The sequence below is a fragment of the Pseudomonas sp. 65/3-MNA-CIBAN-0223 genome, from assembly GCF_040310425.1.
GTDB lineage: Bacteria > Pseudomonadota > Gammaproteobacteria > Pseudomonadales > Pseudomonadaceae > Aquipseudomonas > Aquipseudomonas gregormendelii.
Genome location: NZ_JBEOPV010000011.1, coordinates 142,159 through 158,187, shown reverse-complemented (window position 1 = coordinate 158,187; position 16,029 = coordinate 142,159). Strand labels below are relative to the sequence as shown.

Here is a 16,029-nt window from a genome sequence, read left to right as displayed (position 1 = left end):
TGCCTCGAATTTTGTTTGGCAAGCCGTCCGATGATCTCCCCTAAAAACGATAAGAATACGCGCACCACTGGCCGCCCTACCCTCAACGAAGTGGCGCGCCTGGCCGGTGTCAGCCCGATTACCGCATCCCGAGCCCTGCGCGGGGTCAGCACCGTGGCCGCCGACCTGGTGGAGAAGGTGCAGAAAGCGGCGCTGGAACTCAACTACGTGGTCAACCCCGCCGCCCGTGCCCTCGCCTCTGCACAGGGCCATTCCGTGGTGGTGCTGGTGCCGTCGCTGTCCAACTTGCTGTTCATCGAGACCCTGGAAGCCATTCATCAGGTTTTACGTCCCAAAGGCTTCGAGGTGCTGATCGGCAACTTCCACTACTCGCGTGACGAAGAAGAAAACCTGCTGCGCAACTACATGGCCTATCAGCCACGGGGCTTGCTGCTGACCGGTTTTGACCGCACTGAAAGCTCGCGACGCATGATCGAGGCCAGCAACATCCCGTGTGTGTACATGATGGAGCTCGACAGCGCTGCGGGCGTCAACTGCGTGGGCTTTTCGCAGCTGGCCGCCGGTGAAACAGCGGCGCAACATTTGCTCTCCCGCGGCCGCAAGCGCCTGGCCTACATCGGCGCCCAGCTGGACCAGCGCACCCTGTTGCGCGGCGAAGGTTTTCGCAGGGCGCTGCAACAGGCCGGGCTGTACGATCCCGATCTGGAGATCCTGACGCCGCGCCCTTCCTCCGTTGGCCTGGGCGGCGAGTTGTTCATGCAGTTGCTGGCCAGTTATCCCGACGTCGATGCCATCTTCTTTGGCAACGACGACCTGGCCCAGGGTGCGTTGCTCGAAGCCATGCGGTTCGGGATCAAGGTCCCGGAACAGGTGGCAATCCTGGGCTTCAACGACCTGCCGGCCTCAGCGCACATGGTGCCGCGCCTGAGCAGCATCAGTACGCCGCGCGAGGCCATCGGCCGGCGTTCGGCGGAGTTGATGCTGACCTTGCTGGCCGGCAACACCGTGGCCAGGCCAGTGCTGGACATGGGGTTTGAGTTGAAGGTGCGCGAGAGCACGTAACTTGCGACGGTTCTGAAGAAACCCGCCCCCCTGCGGAAGGAGGCCGGTGTCATTGGTTGGCCATCAGCTCCACAAACGCCAACGCGCCCTTCTGCAGCGGCTGGCTCTTGAGCCACACCGCATGCACTGGCAGCACCAGGCCATTCTCGATATTGCGGAAATTCAGGCGCTGGAGCCGGCCGGCGTCGAGTAATGGCTGCACCACCGACTGCGGAAAATTACCCCAACCCAACCCGGCTTCAACCATGTCCAGCGCCATCGCCAGGGTATCGGTGCGCCAATGGGACTCGCCCAACAGCGGCCGGGTGTCACTGATCGGCAGATCACGGCTGGCAACGATGATCTGGCGCAGGTGCACCAGGTCTTCCAGAAACAGATCCTGCCCCGGTACCAGCGGATAATCCGCCGAGAGTGTGGCAATCATTCGTTCCGAACCGACAAACTGGAATCGCTCGAGCACGTTCATGCTCAGCCCGGCGAACGCCAGGCACACACTGACCCTGCCGCTGTGCAGCATGGCCAGCACGTCATCTTGCGCGGCGGTGAGCAGTTCAATGTCCAGTAGCGGAAAACGCTGGGCGATGACCTTGATCGCGGCCAGCACCGCGTGCTTGTCGAGGTCGGCCACCACTGCAATCGACAACTTGCTTTCCAGCCCCAACGACAGCTCGATGGCGTGCACCTGCAACTGCTTGAGCTGCTCGGCGATCAACCTTGCATGGGGCACCAGGGCAGCGGCCATGGCGGTTGGCACCGGTTCGCGATGGCTTCGATCGAACAACAGGTAACCGAGTTCAGCCTCCAGGTTGGCGATACCCATGCTGACCGCCGATGGCACCCGGCCCAAGGATCGAGCGGCAGCAGAAAACGACCCGCGCTCAATCACGGCAAGAAACAGTTCGATGCTATCGCTGTTGAAACTCATGTTTAACCTGTCAATAAAACTGAAAGCTTCTGACTTTTTCTGTCATCCCTATTGAAGCTATCTTGCGCCGCCTCCGCCAGTCGTTTCAACAAACCTGGCGTTTTATTCGTCGCAAGAGGTTGTAACCATGCAAGGTCTCAAACGAAAGCTGGTCTATGTGTCGCTGTATGAAATCATCGGCATGACATTCTCGGCACTTGGCCTGGCGCTGTTGTCGGGCTCATCGCCCGGCAGCACCGGCCCCCTGGCGGTGATCATTACCACCATCGCCGTGACCTGGAATTTCATCTACACCTCGCTGTTCGAGCGCTGGGAAAGCCGTCAGGTGTCGCGTACCCGCACCGTGAAACGGCGCATCGCCCATGCAGTGGGATTTCAACTAACCTTGATAGTGTTTCTGATCCCGTTGATCGCCTGGTGGATGAACATCAGCCTGGTACAAGCCTTCCTGCTGGACCTGGCGCTGATCATCTTCATCCCCTGCTACACGTTCGCGTTCAACTGGTTGTTTGATCGCACCTTCGGTTTGCCCGCTTCAGCACTACCGGACCCGGCCTGATTGCCAGTCGGACATTACCCTGTCAGATTCCTGAAGCGGCTGAACGCTAAAGGAGTAGCTCGATGGAACATGCACTGAAGATTCTTGGTAAAGCGTCCTCGATCAACGTCAGAAAAGTCCTGTGGACCTGCGACGAACTGGGCGTTTCCTACGAACGTGAGGACTGGGGCAGCGGCTTCGCATCAACCCACAGCCCCGAATTCATCAAGCTCAACCCCAACGCCCAGGTGCCGGTGATCATCGACGAAGCCGGTGTGTTGTGGGAATCCAACACCATCTGTCGCTACCTCGCCGGCAAGCACCATCACACCGAACTGCTGCCTGGCGAACCGGCAGCCCGGGCCCGCGTCGAGCAATGGATGGACTGGCAGGCCACCGAACTCAATCGTTCCTGGAGTTATGCGTTCACCGGGCTGGTGCGTCGGGATCCTGAGTTCATTGACCCGCACCTGATCGCCACCGGGGTGCGCGGCTGGAACCAGAAAATGGCCATACTCGAGCAACAGCTCAAGGCCACCGGTGCCTATGTCGCCGGGCCGCACTTTACCGTGGCCGACATCGTCATCGGCCTTTCGATCAACCGCTGGCTGATGACCCCCATGGATCGCCCCGACCTGCCCGCCGTCGATGAGTATTTTCAACGGCTGGCGCAACGTCCGGGGTTTCTCAGGCATGGCTGCAATGGCTTGCCGTGAAGTTGGGTGAGTGCAATCGCGGCGATCAGTTCAACTGTAACGTCGAGTTGAACTGACTGATCGCATCCACCACATGTCGCGAGCCCTGCTGGATTTCCAGGATCACCTCCCCCGCTTCGTTCGCCAGTTCAACCCCAAGCCCGGTGCGGCTCAGGCTCGACTGCATGCTCGTCACCGCGCTCAGCGACAGGTCATGGTTCTTGCGTACCACTTCGACAATCTCCAGCGTCGCCTGGCTGGTCCTCGCTGCCAGGCTGCGGACTTCGTCGGCCACTACCGCAAAACCACGGCCGTGCTCCCCCGCCCGGGCCGCTTCGATGGCCGCGTTGAGCGCCAGCAGATTGGTCTGATCGGCAATGCCGCGAATGGTCTGGACAATGCTGCCGATGATTTCGGACTGCTTGCTCACGGCATCAATGCTCAGTGCCGCCTCGTTCAGGTCGCGGGAAATGTCCTGGATGATCTGCACGGTCTGCTGCACCACCTGGGAGCCTTTCTGGGCGCAGGCGTCGTTTTGTACCGACGTGCTGTGGGCCGATTCGGCAGCGGTCTGCAGGGTGGTGACCTGAGTCGTGATGTCACTGGCGAACTTGACGACTTTGTACAGGCGCCCCTTGGCATCGAACAGCGGGTTATAGGACGCTTCCAGGAACACCGTATGACCGAGCTTGTCTTTGCGCTCGAAACGGTGCGAGTGATATTCACCGCGATTAAGCGAGGCCCAGAACGCTTTGTAGGCCTGCGACTCGCTCTCAGTACGATGGCAAAACAGGCTGTGGTGCTGGCCCACGACTTCGTTCAGCGAGTAATGCATGGTTTTAAGGAAGTTATCGTTGGCCGTAATGACGGTGCCGTCCGGCTTGAATTCGATGACGGCCATGGAGCGCCCGATAGCGGCGAGCAGGCTGTCGTTTTCGTGCTCCCGATTGATCCGGGCGGTGATGTCCGCCGCGACTTTCATCACGCTTTGCACCTGCCGATCAGCCCCGTATACCGGCATGTAGCTGGCCTCCAGCCAGACCTCCCGACCGTTCCTGTCCAGGCGCTGAAATGTACCACTGAGCGGTTCGCCCCGCGCCAGGTCCCGCCATAACTTCGCGTATTCCTCGCTGCGGTAAAACGCCTCCTCACAAAAAATCCGGTGGTGCTTGCCGCGTACTTCCTCGGCGCTGTAACCCATGGTGCTGCAGAAGTTCTCGTTGGCATCGATGACAATGCCATCAGGCGTGAACTCGATGATTGCCATCGACCGGCTGACTGCGGCCAGCTTGCCGTTGGCTTCGGTCAACGCGCCACTGAAGCGCTCGATTTCCAGCAGGTCAGCCTTGTGATGTAGGTTAAACATGTCGTATCACCCTAAGCACGGTCTTTTGATTGAAGAAAGTTCGGCCTTTCTACGTATCCACCACAATGCTCCATGGAACATGGCATACGCCCCCCCATCAAATGGAGGGTTCGCTCAGGTGATAAATGATGTTCAATCGGAGGGTCCATGGTGCGACGCTCTTATCAAGACATCCTTCTCTTGATAGCCCGGAATCGAGCCAAACCTGACAGTCTCATGAATAAATCCCTTTCGCGTACCGCTCCTTGTTACGAGTCAGCATAGACAGGCAATAACCGTACGCAAGGCCACTAGTCAGCCATTACGCAGCATAAATTGAACTTTTTTCAGTGGGCGAACCTTACGAACATCGCGGAGGACACGATGCTTACGCTGCACAGCCGTGCAGCAGGAGCCCGAGGACCGGGCTCCCTTTTTGCGGGATCAATGGCCGAACACGTCCACCTTCTTGGCCTTCTTGTCCGCGCGCTTTTCATCAGCGGTTTTCGCCGGTTTTTTCTTCGCTGCTTTCTTTGAATCCATGCCTTTGGCCATGATACGTACTCCACTCATACGGGATGTGAGATCAGGTATACACCTATCGCCGCGCGCGCGTTCTTTTATAATCAAAGGCTTTGCGCACCGACAGACCGAACCCATGCCCGACACCCAGTACACCCTGCTCGCCGAGCCATTGTGGCCGCTGATGAACAAGTTTTATCGCAGCCATCAATCGTCGATGAAAGCCGTGCGCGACGCCCAGCTATGGGTCGCAAGGCGTGAAGAAATCATCGGTGCATTGTGTTTGCGGCCGGTGGCGGACGGGCATTGGTTGACCGGACTGTTTGTTGACCCAGGTTGTCGTGAACAGGGGATCGCGGGCGCGTTGATTGCCCAGGCCATTAAAGGTCTGCAGGGGCCGGTGTGGTTGTTCTGTCATCCGGACTTGCGCGGCTTCTATGAGCGTCGCGGGTTCAGCTTCGACCCGGTGCTGCCGTATGCGATGGCTGAACGGTTGAGCCGTTATGCGCGCAGCAAGCCGATGATTGCAATGGGGGCAGGCCTGTAACCCGCCCCTGCGGCAGGACCCTATTGCATTGAGGGTAATTCTGGTCAGTCGTCAGCGTTCGGGTCGAGGTCCGGGAACATCACTTCAGTGAAGCCGAACTTGCTGAAATCGGTGATGCGCGAAGGGTACAGTCGTCCGATCAGGTGATCGCACTTATGCTGCACCACCCGGGCATGGAAGTCCGACGCAAAACGCACAATGGGTTGGCCTTTGGGATCAAAACCTTCGTAGCGGATTTCCCGATACCGATTTACCGCACCGCGCAGGCCCGGGACCGACAGGCAGCCTTCGAACCCCTCCTCCATCACCTGGCTCAGCGGCGTGATCAGCGGGTTGATCAAGATGGTCTGCGGCACGGCGTCGGCATCCGGGTAACGCTCACTGTGTTCGAACCCGAAGATCACCAGTTGCAGGTCAACGCCGATTTGCGGAGCGGCCAGGCCGACGCCACCAACGCTCTCCATGGTCTGGAACATATCGTCGATCAACTGCCACAACTCCGGCGAGTCGTACATTTCGACAGGCACCGGCGGGGCGATGCGCAGCAGTCGCTCATCGCCCATTTTCAGGATTTCACGGATCATTTGATGACTTCGTCAGTGGATGGCTTGATCGAGTGATCCCGACCCAGTCCGGAAACATGTTGTTTAGGCTCTTCGGCGAGCTCCCCGGGGACTTTTTCGCCCGGGTCCTTGCCTTCGCTGGACATGTGTTCGATCACCGCATTCATCTCCGCCCCCAGCAACAACACGGCAGCAGAAATGTAGAAATACAGGAGCAACACGATGATCGCGCCGATACTGCCATACATGGCGTTGTAGTTGGCAAACTCCTTCACGTACAAGCCAAAACCCACGGACGCGAGGATCCACACCACCACCGCCAGTACCGAGCCTGGGGTGATGAAACGGAACTCCTGTTTGACGTCAGGCATCACGTAATAGATCAGCGCCACCGCCACCATCAGCAGGATCACGACCACAGGCCAGCGGGCGATGGTCCACAGGGTCACGATGAAATATTCCATGCCCACCTGCGCGGCGATCCAGCCCATCACCTGCGGCCCGAGCACCATCAGCGCCGCCGCGATCAGCAGCATGCCGGCAATGCCGATGGTGTAGAAAATCGACAGCGGGAGACGTTTCCACGCCGGACGTCCTTCGACCACGTCATAGGCAGCGTTCATCGCACTCATCAATAGGCGTACGCCGGCAGACGCGGTCCACAGCGCAATCACGATACCTACCGAGAGCAAACCGCCCTTGGATTGCTGCAGCTGGTCGATCACCGGGTTCACCTGCTCCACGGCCTGGGGCGGCAACACCAGCTCCGACTGCAGGCGCAACCAGGAGAAGAAGTCCGGCAGGTGCAAAAAACCGATCAGGGCGATCAGGAACAGAATGAAGGGGAATAGCGAGAACAACATCTGATAGGCCAGCGCCGACGCATAGGTCGACATCTCGTCATCGATGAATTCGGTGACCGTTCGCACCATCACGCGGTGGATGGGCAGGCCTTTCATGTCCGGGAAAATCATTAGCGTCTCCTTTCGCCGCAAAAATCGGGTTCAAGTCGGGGCGACTCAGGGGCCGTTGCTATCAATGTAGCCTGCATCAAAATAGCCTTGTTCGGCCACTTTGAAACAAATTCTGTGTTCAAGTTCCAGCTGAAACAAAAACGGCCATCCGCAGATGGCCGTTCATAATAGCTTCACAGGCCAGATCAGGCCTTGTCGACGCCTTTCTTTACCGCGTCTTTGACTTTGCCCACTGCTTGCTGAGCTTCGCCTTTCTTTTCCTGCACTACGCCTTCGGCACGCATTTTATCGTTGCCGGTAGCCTTGCCTACGCCTTGTTTGACGTTACCGACTGCTTCGTTAGCGACGCCTTTTACTTTATCGCCAGTGCTGCTCATGGTGTCTCTCCTGTGAACAATTGAACGAAAAAAAGTGCTTACAGAAAGATTGACCGGAGGGATTTGCCGGGAGTTTCATTTATTTTGCGCAGAAGATTTCATCGATCCCGGCAGGTTGGGCTTTATGTTTGCCCGCCAACACCCGAGAATGCGCAACGTATTCAGGCCATGGCGCTGAAGATCCAACCCCGTAGGAATGTTATGAAACTCGATAAAAAGCAGGCCATTGCCCGCAGAAACCAGGAACTCGGCGGTGCTGTGCTTGGCGTCAACAACTGCCATTTCACCGAATTGAACCGCAACCGCAACATCTGGTGGTTCGATATTCCGGTCGCTCGCCTGGCCATTGGTCAGTACGAGTGGGTGCACCTGTTGATGCACACACCAGACACCGACGAACTGCTGCACCTTAAGGTGCCCACGGTGTTCCTGCGTGAAAAGCTCGAAGGCTTGGTGGTGCGCAACGAGGGCAAGCGCAAGGCGGCCCTGAGCCTGGAACTGAGTGCCGACAAAGACTCGTATCTGCAGGACATGCGTCCGGCGGGCACCAACGTCAATTTTGCGCCGTTTCGGTTGTAATCGCCGGAGTCTGAAGACTGGCCGTTTGCGCGTCAGACGAAGCCCTCGGCTCATTTCGGGCGAGGGTTTTCCCGTAGTTACTCACCAAGTGGTCCTCCCCGGATGGATGGCGTTTGATCAGTTTCAGCACCAGGTCCCGATCGACTTCACCGCGGCGATACGGCTCCCGTTCTTTTAGTTGCAGCCACAATTTCAGCAATCGATTATTGAACGACGCGATTTCAGGTACTTCGTCATAGCCAGGACTATTGAGCAACATCTCCACCAGCGCCGGCAGGTGGAGCTGCAGCGCGCCGTCATCCAAGCGGTTCACTTGCTCGATCACCGATCGCATTAAGGAGTTTTTCAGATTCTGATAAGTGGGATTGATGCTGTGGATAGTCACCAATAAATTGCTGATGCCCGTCTCGGGACAATAGGCGTTAAGCTGACGTTCTCTGTCGCTGGTGATGGGCCCTAGCAGAGTTTCCTCGATACACTTTTGACTCAAGGACATCTGCGCGTCGGTGAGATTCGCGCCACTGAAGTCCACGTCATCAAGGTCAAGGTTGGTTAGGTTGGCCCCGCTAAGATCGCAGTCCACGAAAATGACTTTTATGAGTTTCGCTGAGAAAAAATTGTTGCCACTGAAGTTCACGTCAACACAGTCAACGTTGGATAGTTCGGCCCAAGAAAAATTGCAGCCTGAGTAATGGCCAGATTTGATCATCGTCCTGCCCACCCTGGCGCCAACGAAGAACACGTCTTCACAACAAAGGTTGGTTAGGACGGCTCCACGAAAATTGCACTGTGAGAGGATGGTATTTTTGAATGTCGCCCCGGACAAGATGGCGGCCTCGAAATTCGATTCCCCAAGATTGAAATTCTGATACAGGCGGTTTGTCAGGTCTTCGTAGCTAAAGTTACGTCCTCTAAGATCGATGACAGAGGTCCGCGAATCAGGCCTGCTGCCCCCGGATAAATTCGCAACTTCGTTTTGGTTACGGGCCCCACCTGCCCGAACAGGTTGCTCGAGCGAGGAGTCATCGCCAGTGCGCATCCCACCGCGATGAGTTTTCATCACTGATCCTTTTAGCCTTTCTTGGGAAGCGATTGCGTTTGTTGGTGCGTCGGTCAGTGTAAAGCCACGCTTGGGAAAGGGGAGGTCGACGTTGCTGGCGCGCTTCAGCTTCTTGGTAACAGGCATGGGCTCTTTGATTAGGATGCCCATGAGGATAGGGTTATCACTCACGAGCGAAGAGGTGTTGGTCTTTATCTGCGGCATAAGCATCACTCCATGAAAGATGGCATTGGCCAAGAGCAAGCAATCAAATCACGCCCCAATACCCAAGACTTTCAGAAAACGCACAATGGGCTGATGCATGCGTGCGGCAGTGCGACCCATTGCGGAATAGCGCGCAAAAAAAATCCGCAGCCCGTTTCGGGTCGCGGATTTTTCGACGGTTCAATGCTCAGCCAGCGTCCCCGGATCGGCAGGCGACGCCAGTTGCCATTCAGGCCTTCTTCAGGCCCAGCTTCTTCAACTCCTCGTCGCGCAGTTCGCGCCGCAGGATCTTGCCGACGTTGGTGGTCGGCAGCGCATCGCGGAACTCCACGGAACGCGGCACCTTGTAGCCGGTGACATTGGCACGCATGTGCTCCATCACCGTTTCCTTGGTCAGGGTCACGCCCGGCTTGACGACGATGAAGATCTTGATCGCTTCACCCGACTTCTCGTCCGGCACGCCAATCGCTGCGCACTGCAACACGCCCGGCAGGGTCGCCAGCACGTCTTCCAGCTCGTTGGGATACACGTTGAAGCCGGACACCAGGATCATGTCTTTCTTGCGATCGACAATACGCATGTAGCCATCCGGCTGGATCAGGGCGATGTCACCGGTCTTCAGCCAGCCTTCGCTGTCGAGGATTTCATCGGTGGCGTCCTGGTGCTGCCAGTAACCCTTCATCACCTGCGGCCCTTTCACGCACAGTTCACCGATTTCACCCAGTGGCTGTTCCACGCCGGCATCATCGATGATCTTGCACAGGGTCGAGGGTACCGGAATGCCGATGGTGCCGATCTGGATGTGCTGGATCGGATTCACCGTGGCCACCGGACTGGTTTCGGTCATGCCGTACCCTTCACAGATGGAGCAACCGGTGACCGCCTTCCAGCGCTCGGCGGCCGCCAGTTGCAGGGCCATGCCGCCCGACAGGGTGACTTTCAGCGCAGAGAAGTCCAGCTTGCGGAAACCTTCGTTGTTGCACAGCGCAACGAAGAGCGTATTAAGGCCGACAAAACCGCTGAACTTCCACTTCGACAACTCCTTGACCATCGCCGGCAGGTCGCGCGGGTTGCTGATGAGGATGTTGTGGTTGCCGATCAACATCATCGCCATGCAATGAAAGGTAAAGGCATAGATATGGTACAGCGGCAGCGGCGTGATCAGGATCTCGCAACCTTCATTCAGGTTGGAACCCATCAGCGCCTTGCACTGCAACATGTTCGCCACCAGGTTGCGATGGGTCAGCATCGCGCCTTTGGCCACGCCGGTGGTGCCACCGGTGTATTGCAACACGGCCACATCACTGCTGGCCGGGCAGGCTTCGGTGACTGGCTGGCCGTGGCCCTTGCTCAATACGTCGTTGAACTTGATCGCCTTGGGCAAGTGATAGGCCGGGACCATTTTCTTCACGTACTTGATGACGCTGTTGATCAGCAGGCGCTTGAGCGGCGGCAGCAGGTCGGCGACTTCGGTAACGATGACGTGCCTGACCCCGGTCTTGGGTACCACGGTCTGCGCCAAATGGGCCATGTTGGCCAGGCAGACCAGGGCCTTGGCACCGGAGTCGTTGAATTGATGTTCCATTTCCCGCGCGGTGTACAGCGGGTTGGTGTTGACCACGATCAGCCCGGCGCGAATCGCACCGAAGACTGCCACCGGGTACTGCAACACGTTGGGCAATTGCACGGCGATTCGATCGCCTGGCTGCAAGTCGGTATGCTGTTGCAGATAAGCGGCAAAGGCGCCCGACAGTTCGTACAGTTCACCGTAGGTGAGTGTCTTGCCCAGGTTGCTGAACGCCGGCTTGTTGGCGAAGCGTTGGCAGGACTGCTTCAGTACTGCCTGAATATTCGGGTACTCGTCCGGATTGATGTCGGCAGCAATCCCGGCAGGGTACTTATCCTTCCAAAAGTCTTCGATCATGGAAGCCCACTCCTCAGCAACGCGAATTCAGCACCGCATTTGATGCGATTATTATTGGTGTTTGGTCAGGGGCCAAAACGGCGTTTTAAAAGGCCGGGAAGTCCCAAAGCGCGCCGAGAGTAGCAGCTTTGCCAAGGGTCGACCAGAGCCAAAAGCGGGCTCTACAGTCACGCTGGTGACTCTTGAATAGCTTATAGTCAGTTTTAGAGCAAAAATTCTATTGGTCGCCTGGAAGCAAAAGATCGCAGCCTTCGGCAGCTCCTACAGAGGAACGCATTCTCATGTAGGAGCTGCCGAAGGCTGCGATCTTTTGGCGTCATCCAACTCTACTGATCACTAAGCAATATCACGCAGCTCCCGCCGCAATATCTTGCCCACCGGCGTCATCGGCAACGATTCGCGCAACACAATATGCTTGGGTACTTTGTAAGCCGTGAAGTTTTCCTTGCAGTAGGCCTTCAGCTCTTCAAGGCTGACCCCGGATTCGCGCGCCACTACAAACAATTTCACCGCCTCCCCCGAGCGCTCGTCAGGTACACCGATCACCGCGCAGTTGGCGACTTTCGGATGAGCCATCATTACGTCCTCGATCTCGTTCGGGTACACGTTGAAACCCGAGACGATGATCATGTCCTTCTTGCGATCGACGATGCGCACAAAACCATCCGGGTCGATCACTGCAATATCGCCGGACTTGAACCAGCCCTCGGCATCCAGTACTTCGGCCGTCGCCTCAGGCTTCTGCCAGTAGCCTTTCATGATCTGCGGGCCCTTGATGCACAGCTCGCCGCGTTCGCCCAAGGCTTGCTCGACACCTTCATCGTTGATGATTTTCAGCGTGGTACCCGGTACTGGCAGGCCCACCGTACCGATGCGCGACTTGTCACCGTAGGGGTTGGTGCACGCCACCGGTGACGTTTCGGTCAGGCCGTAGCCTTCGGTGATGCGGCATCCGGTGAGTTTTTCCCAGCGTTCGGCAGTGGCCTTGACCAACGCAGTACCACCGGAATTGGTCAGCTTGAGGCTGGAGAAGTCCAGGGTCTTGAAATCCGGATGATCCATCAACGCGACAAACAAAGTGTTTAAACCCAGCAACGCGGAAAAACGCCAGCTCTTCAGTTCCTTGATAAAGCCCTTGATGTCCCGTGGATTGGTGATCAGCACGTTATGGTTGCCGGTGACCATCATGCACATGCAGTTCGCCGTGAAGGCATAGATGTGATACAGCGGCAGCGGCGCAATCATCACCTCCTGCCCTTCACGCAGCAGCGGCTGGCCGTCGGTACCGAACTGACCAAGGCAGGCCCGCGCCTGTTGCATGTTCGCCACCAGGTTGCCGTGGGTCAGCATCGCGCCCTTGGCCAGGCCAGTGGTGCCGCCGGTGTACTGCAGCACTGCGACATCGTCGAGACCGGCGTTCAACGGTTTGATCCCCTGCCCCTTGCCCATGCGCAGCGCGCTCTTGAAGGAGATGGCCTGGGGCAGTGAATAGGCCGGAACCATTTTCTTCACTTTGTCGACCACGGTATTGATCAGCCAGCCCTTCGCGGCCGGCATCAGGTCGCCCATTTTGGCTTCGATCAAGTACTGGATGTCGGTGTCCGGCAGCACTTCCTGGACCTTTTGCCCGAACATGTTCAGGTACACCAGCGCCCGGGCACCGGAATCCTTGAATTGATGGCGCATTTCCCGCGCGGTGTACAACGGGTTGGTATTGACCACAATCAGGCCGGCACGCAAGGCGCCAAACACGGCGATCGGGTAATGCAGGACATTCGGCATCTGTACCGCGATGCGATCGCCTGGCACCAGGTCGGTATGGGCTTGCAGGTAACCGGCAAACGCGGCGCTGTAGCGTTCCAGTTCGGCGTAGGTCAGGGTCACGCCCATGTTGCTGAAGGCCGGGCGGTCGGCGAATTTCTTGCAGGAACGCTCGAACACCTCAATGACCGACTTGTAGGCCCCAAGGTCGATGTTCAGGGGTACGCCGGCCGGGCGTTTGTCATTCCAGAAATCAGGTTGCATTGTTCTTGTCCTCTTTACCTGAACCTATCCGGGCCGCTGTTCTGTCAGTTTCGTCAGACCTGACGCGAAAAGCGGAGCTTCACGGACACTAGCAGTTATGGCGAATCAGGCAAACATGACCGATACCGTCATTGATCGTGTGAATCTTCCTGCCGTGGTGTAAGGCAGTTCGCACGGCCGCACCCGGAATGCGCTATACAATGCATCGACCCAGCGCAAAGGAATCGCCATGATCCACGACACTTTCTGGCTGACCGCGAGTGACCGCAGTCGCCTGTTCGTCAATCAGTGGCTACCCACCCCTCCCCTGAAAGCCATCGTGCTGCTGGCCCACGGCATGGCGGAGCACAGCGCCCGCTACCAAGGCCTGGCGCAAAAACTCTGCGAGCAGGGCTACGGTGTCTATGCCCCCGACCTGCGAGGACATGGCAAAACCGCCGAAAATGGCACCTTGGGGCATTTCGCCGACGACGATGGCTGGTGCAAGGTCGTCGGCGACCTGGCGAGCCTCAATCAGCACGTCGGTCAGCAGCATCCCGGGGTGCCGATCCTGCTGATCGGCCACAGCATGGGCAGCTACCTCGCCCAGGCCTATCTGCTGCACCACAGCGCCAGCCTGCACGGCGCTGTGCTGAGCGGCTCGAACTTCCAGCCCGTGGCGCTTTATCGCGCCGCCCGGCAGATCGCCCGCGCCGAACGGCTGCGCCAAGGTCCCAAGGGCCGCAGTGCGCTGATCGAGTGGTTGTCGTTCGGCTCGTTCAACAAGCATTTCAAGCCGGTACGTACGCCTTTTGACTGGCTGAGCCGCGACCCGGCCGAAGTCGACAAGTACATCAACGACCCGCTTTGCGGCATGCGCTGCACCAATCAGCTGTGGGTCGATTTGCTGGGCGGCTTGCAGCAAATCAGCAAAGCGTCCAATCTCGCGCAGATTGATCCGGGCCTGCCGTTGCTGGTGATTGGCGGCGAATGTGATCCGGTGAGTGAAGGCAAGCGTCTCAAAGGTCTGGCCAATGCCCTGCGCAAGGCCGGCAGCCAGAATCTGCATCTGATTATTTACCCCCAGGCCCGGCATGAACTCTTCAACGAGATCAACCGCGATCAGGTTATCAACGATCTGTTGAACTGGATCGAGCAGGCGCTGAGCCACCGCCGACCCACCCGGTCGGAATAGTTTTTTTGCGATTTATTTATTCGTGACAGGAATTGAAACAGATGACCCAGGTTACCAACACCCCTTATGAAGCCCTCGAAGTCGGCCAGACCGCCAGCTACAGCAAAACGGTCGAAGAGCGCGACATCCAGTTGTTCGCCGCGATGTCCGGCGATCACAACCCGGTGCACCTGGACGCCGAATATGCGGCAGGCACCATGTTCAAGGAGCGTATCGCCCATGGCATGTTCAGCGGCGCCTTGATCAGCGCAGCCGTGGCCTGCGAACTGCCCGGGCCCGGGACTATCTACATCGGCCAGCAGATGAGCTTCCAGAAGCCGGTAAAGATTGGCGACACGTTGACCGTGCGCCTTGAAATCCTCGAAAAACTGCCGAAGTTTCGCGTGCGCATTGCGACTCGCGTTTTCAATCAGCGTGATGAGCTGGTAGTGGATGGTGAAGCGGAGATTCTGGCGCCGCGCAAGCAGCAGACCGTGACGTTGACCACATTGCCGGCGATCAGCATCGGTTGAAAAGCAAAAGATCGCAGGCTGCGATCTTTTGACGAAAAAAACGCCGGATCAACCGGCGTTTTTTTGGCTGCTACGAACGCTTACGAGCGAGCGCGAGCCTGGTTACGCAGGGCTTTGACCTGGTCGTGGTTGCGTTGTACGCCGTGGTACTGACGCTCAACCAGGTCACGAATGCCCACCAGATTGTGCTTGTTGATTTTTTCGATGGCTTCTTTGTAAGCCTTCAGCGCATGGTCTTCACCGCGCTCGGCTTCGTTCAACACGGCTTCTTCATCCTTGCCGGTGAACATGGCCTTCACGTCAACCCAACGGCGGTGCAGATCGCCGCTGACGCTGGTGGAAGTTTCCGGATCGCCACCCATGGAACGCACGGCTGCCTGCAGTTCTGCCGCGGCGGTTGCGCAATCAGCGGAACGGGTCACGAACAGGGTTTTGAGTTCTGGGTGCTTGATGTCTTCGGCGCAGGTCTTGAACCCTTCCTGACCGTCTTTGCTAACTTCGATCAGGTCGTTGAGTACAGAGATGGCTTCTTTATTCATGTCGGTCATTTTTCAATTCCTTGCGGGTTGATGAAAGATGCAATAGCTATTGCACCCTGCATGCCAGCTTTTCACTGAAAATAAATTCGTTATATTTCAATGATTTATGTTTTATCGCGAAATCTGCATCCGCTTTTTTTGCATGATCTGTCATTTGGCCTGCATGCAGAATGCCTGTATTTTCAAATGTGACTGACTCAAGACGATCAAATGATGAACCCGCAAAAGCTCGAACTGCTGATTACTCGCCAAATGCCCTTTGGAAAATACAAAGGACGCATCATTGCCGACCTTCCCGGCCAGTACCTTAATTGGTTTGCCCGGGAAGGTTTTCCCCACGGCGAACTGGGCGGCCTGCTGGCCCTGATGCAGGAGATCGACCACAACGGCCTGTCGGAGCTGCTTGAACCGCTGCGCGCCAAACACGGCAAACCTGCCCCGCGTCATTGAAGACTGAGTAAGCC

16 protein-coding genes and 2 pseudogenes are annotated in these 16,029 nt (G+C 57.5%); 8 read left to right on the top strand and 10 right to left on the bottom strand.

What is annotated here, in order from left to right; all coding sequences use genetic code 11:
* Window positions 1–30 precede the first annotated feature (30 nt).
* Window positions 31–1,062, top strand: a complete 1,032-nt coding sequence (gene gntR / locus AAEZ09_RS15880; RefSeq protein WP_350599998.1) for an HTH-type transcriptional regulator GntR — start codon at window positions 31–33, stop codon at window positions 1,060–1,062.
* Between the two features lie 49 nt (window positions 1,063–1,111).
* Here gntR and AAEZ09_RS15875 read toward each other — a convergent pair whose 3' ends face one another.
* Window positions 1,112–1,987, bottom strand: coding sequence for a LysR family transcriptional regulator (locus AAEZ09_RS15875; RefSeq protein WP_350599997.1), 876 nt, complete (start codon window positions 1,985–1,987; stop codon window positions 1,112–1,114).
* A gap of 127 nt (window positions 1,988–2,114) precedes the next feature.
* On the opposite strand from AAEZ09_RS15875, the gene AAEZ09_RS15870 reads away from it, so the two are divergent.
* Together AAEZ09_RS15870 and AAEZ09_RS15865 are read left to right on the top strand one after the other, a co-directional pair.
* Window positions 2,115–2,546, top strand: a complete 432-nt coding sequence (locus AAEZ09_RS15870; RefSeq protein WP_350599995.1) for a PACE efflux transporter — start codon at window positions 2,115–2,117, stop codon at window positions 2,544–2,546.
* A 62-nt stretch (window positions 2,547–2,608) separates the two neighbouring features.
* Window positions 2,609–3,241, top strand: coding sequence for a glutathione S-transferase family protein (locus AAEZ09_RS15865; protein ID WP_350599994.1), 633 nt, complete (start codon window positions 2,609–2,611; stop codon window positions 3,239–3,241).
* A gap of 25 nt (window positions 3,242–3,266) precedes the next feature.
* Here AAEZ09_RS15865 and AAEZ09_RS29480 read toward each other — a convergent pair.
* Window positions 3,267–3,698 (bottom strand): annotated as a pseudogene (locus AAEZ09_RS29480) (methyl-accepting chemotaxis protein); the annotation flags it as partial.
* Between the two features lie 111 nt (window positions 3,699–3,809).
* Window positions 3,810–4,487: pseudogene (locus tag AAEZ09_RS29475) on the bottom strand (PAS domain-containing protein); the annotation flags it as partial.
* Between the two features lie 736 nt (window positions 4,488–5,223).
* Between AAEZ09_RS29475 and AAEZ09_RS15855 the strand changes: the two are divergent.
* Entirely contained in the window at window positions 5,224–5,634 is a 411-nt protein-coding gene (locus AAEZ09_RS15855; RefSeq protein ID WP_350599991.1) for a GNAT family N-acetyltransferase, read from the top strand.
* A 44-nt stretch (window positions 5,635–5,678) separates the two neighbouring features.
* On the opposite strand, the gene def is transcribed toward AAEZ09_RS15855, so the two are convergent.
* The 3 genes from def to AAEZ09_RS15840 form a co-directional block, all read right to left on the bottom strand.
* Complete coding sequence (gene def, locus AAEZ09_RS15850; protein ID WP_350599990.1) at window positions 5,679–6,218, bottom strand: peptide deformylase; 540 nt, start codon at window positions 6,216–6,218, stop codon at window positions 5,679–5,681.
* A complete protein-coding gene (locus AAEZ09_RS15845; RefSeq protein WP_045061541.1) occupies window positions 6,215–7,171 on the bottom strand; it encodes a YihY/virulence factor BrkB family protein in 957 nt (318 codons plus the stop codon). Before AAEZ09_RS15845 ends, def begins: the two co-directional genes overlap by 4 nt.
* A 185-nt stretch (window positions 7,172–7,356) precedes the next feature.
* Complete coding sequence (locus AAEZ09_RS15840) at window positions 7,357–7,548, bottom strand: CsbD family protein (protein ID WP_350599989.1); 192 nt, start codon at window positions 7,546–7,548, stop codon at window positions 7,357–7,359.
* 201 nt (window positions 7,549–7,749) lie between these two features.
* On the opposite strand from AAEZ09_RS15840, the gene AAEZ09_RS15835 reads away from it, so the two are divergent.
* On the top strand, window positions 7,750–8,127 hold the full coding sequence (locus tag AAEZ09_RS15835) for a hypothetical protein (RefSeq protein ID WP_109634211.1): 378 nt from the start codon (window positions 7,750–7,752) through the stop codon (window positions 8,125–8,127).
* Here AAEZ09_RS15835 and AAEZ09_RS15830 read toward each other — a convergent pair.
* From AAEZ09_RS15830 to fadD2, 3 genes are all read right to left on the bottom strand, one after another.
* Window positions 8,102–9,391 carry a pentapeptide repeat-containing protein gene (locus AAEZ09_RS15830; protein ID WP_350599987.1) on the bottom strand — a complete coding sequence of 430 codons (1,290 nt, stop codon included), beginning with the start codon at window positions 9,389–9,391 and terminating at the stop codon, window positions 8,102–8,104. The genes AAEZ09_RS15835 and AAEZ09_RS15830 overlap by 26 nt on opposite strands.
* A gap of 229 nt (window positions 9,392–9,620) precedes the next feature.
* Complete coding sequence (gene fadD1, locus AAEZ09_RS15825; protein ID WP_205892677.1) at window positions 9,621–11,315, bottom strand: long-chain fatty acid--CoA ligase; 1,695 nt, start codon at window positions 11,313–11,315, stop codon at window positions 9,621–9,623.
* Between the two features lie 336 nt (window positions 11,316–11,651).
* Complete coding sequence (fadD2, locus tag AAEZ09_RS15820; protein ID WP_350599986.1) at window positions 11,652–13,340, bottom strand: long-chain-fatty-acid--CoA ligase FadD2; 1,689 nt, start codon at window positions 13,338–13,340, stop codon at window positions 11,652–11,654.
* 229 nt (window positions 13,341–13,569) lie between these two features.
* Here fadD2 and AAEZ09_RS15815 point away from each other — a divergent pair, with 229 nt between their 5' ends.
* The gene (locus tag AAEZ09_RS15815; RefSeq protein ID WP_045061537.1) at window positions 13,570–14,514 is read left to right on the top strand and encodes an alpha/beta hydrolase; all 945 of its coding nucleotides are present in this window, start codon (window positions 13,570–13,572) and stop codon (window positions 14,512–14,514) included.
* Between the two features lie 41 nt (window positions 14,515–14,555).
* Entirely contained in the window at window positions 14,556–15,026 is a 471-nt protein-coding gene (locus AAEZ09_RS15810) for a MaoC family dehydratase (RefSeq protein ID WP_045061536.1), read from the top strand.
* A gap of 80 nt (window positions 15,027–15,106) precedes the next feature.
* Here the strand turns inward: AAEZ09_RS15810 and AAEZ09_RS15805 are convergent, their stop codons facing one another.
* On the bottom strand, window positions 15,107–15,574 hold the full coding sequence (locus tag AAEZ09_RS15805; RefSeq protein WP_045061535.1) for a PA2169 family four-helix-bundle protein: 468 nt from the start codon (window positions 15,572–15,574) through the stop codon (window positions 15,107–15,109).
* A 204-nt stretch (window positions 15,575–15,778) separates the two neighbouring features.
* On the opposite strand from AAEZ09_RS15805, the gene AAEZ09_RS15800 reads away from it, so the two are divergent.
* The gene (locus AAEZ09_RS15800) at window positions 15,779–16,015 is read left to right on the top strand and encodes a DUF3820 family protein (RefSeq protein WP_045061551.1); all 237 of its coding nucleotides are present in this window, start codon (window positions 15,779–15,781) and stop codon (window positions 16,013–16,015) included.
* Window positions 16,016–16,029: the final 14 nt, after the last annotated feature.

Excerpts from the sequence above, each read along its gene's own strand:
- AAEZ09_RS15845 (WP_045061541.1), bottom strand. The coding sequence starts at position 7,171 with ATGATTTTCCCGGACATGAAAGGCCTGCCCATCCACCGCGTGATGGTG.
- fadD1 (WP_205892677.1), bottom strand. The coding sequence starts at position 11,315 with ATGATCGAAGACTTTTGGAAGGATAAGTACCCTGCCGGGATTGCTGCC.
- fadD2 (WP_350599986.1), bottom strand. The coding sequence starts at position 13,340 with ATGCAACCTGATTTCTGGAATGACAAACGCCCGGCCGGCGTACCCCTG.
- AAEZ09_RS15800 (WP_045061551.1), top strand. The coding sequence starts at position 15,779 with ATGAACCCGCAAAAGCTCGAACTGCTGATTACTCGCCAAATGCCCTTT.
- AAEZ09_RS15830 (WP_350599987.1), bottom strand. The coding sequence starts at position 9,391 with ATGCCGCAGATAAAGACCAACACCTCTTCGCTCGTGAGTGATAACCCT.
- AAEZ09_RS15815 (WP_045061537.1), top strand. The coding sequence starts at position 13,570 with ATGATCCACGACACTTTCTGGCTGACCGCGAGTGACCGCAGTCGCCTG.
- AAEZ09_RS15865 (WP_350599994.1), top strand. The coding sequence starts at position 2,609 with ATGGAACATGCACTGAAGATTCTTGGTAAAGCGTCCTCGATCAACGTC.
- AAEZ09_RS15805 (WP_045061535.1), bottom strand. The coding sequence starts at position 15,574 with ATGACCGACATGAATAAAGAAGCCATCTCTGTACTCAACGACCTGATC.
- AAEZ09_RS15870 (WP_350599995.1), top strand. The coding sequence starts at position 2,115 with ATGCAAGGTCTCAAACGAAAGCTGGTCTATGTGTCGCTGTATGAAATC.
- AAEZ09_RS15810 (WP_045061536.1), top strand. The coding sequence starts at position 14,556 with ATGACCCAGGTTACCAACACCCCTTATGAAGCCCTCGAAGTCGGCCAG.
- AAEZ09_RS15840 (WP_350599989.1), bottom strand. The coding sequence starts at position 7,548 with ATGAGCAGCACTGGCGATAAAGTAAAAGGCGTCGCTAACGAAGCAGTC.
- AAEZ09_RS15875 (WP_350599997.1), bottom strand. The coding sequence starts at position 1,987 with ATGAGTTTCAACAGCGATAGCATCGAACTGTTTCTTGCCGTGATTGAG.
- AAEZ09_RS15855 (WP_350599991.1), top strand. The coding sequence starts at position 5,224 with ATGCCCGACACCCAGTACACCCTGCTCGCCGAGCCATTGTGGCCGCTG.
- gntR (WP_350599998.1), top strand. The coding sequence starts at position 31 with ATGATCTCCCCTAAAAACGATAAGAATACGCGCACCACTGGCCGCCCT.
- AAEZ09_RS15835 (WP_109634211.1), top strand. The coding sequence starts at position 7,750 with ATGAAACTCGATAAAAAGCAGGCCATTGCCCGCAGAAACCAGGAACTC.
- def (WP_350599990.1), bottom strand. The coding sequence starts at position 6,218 with ATGATCCGTGAAATCCTGAAAATGGGCGATGAGCGACTGCTGCGCATC.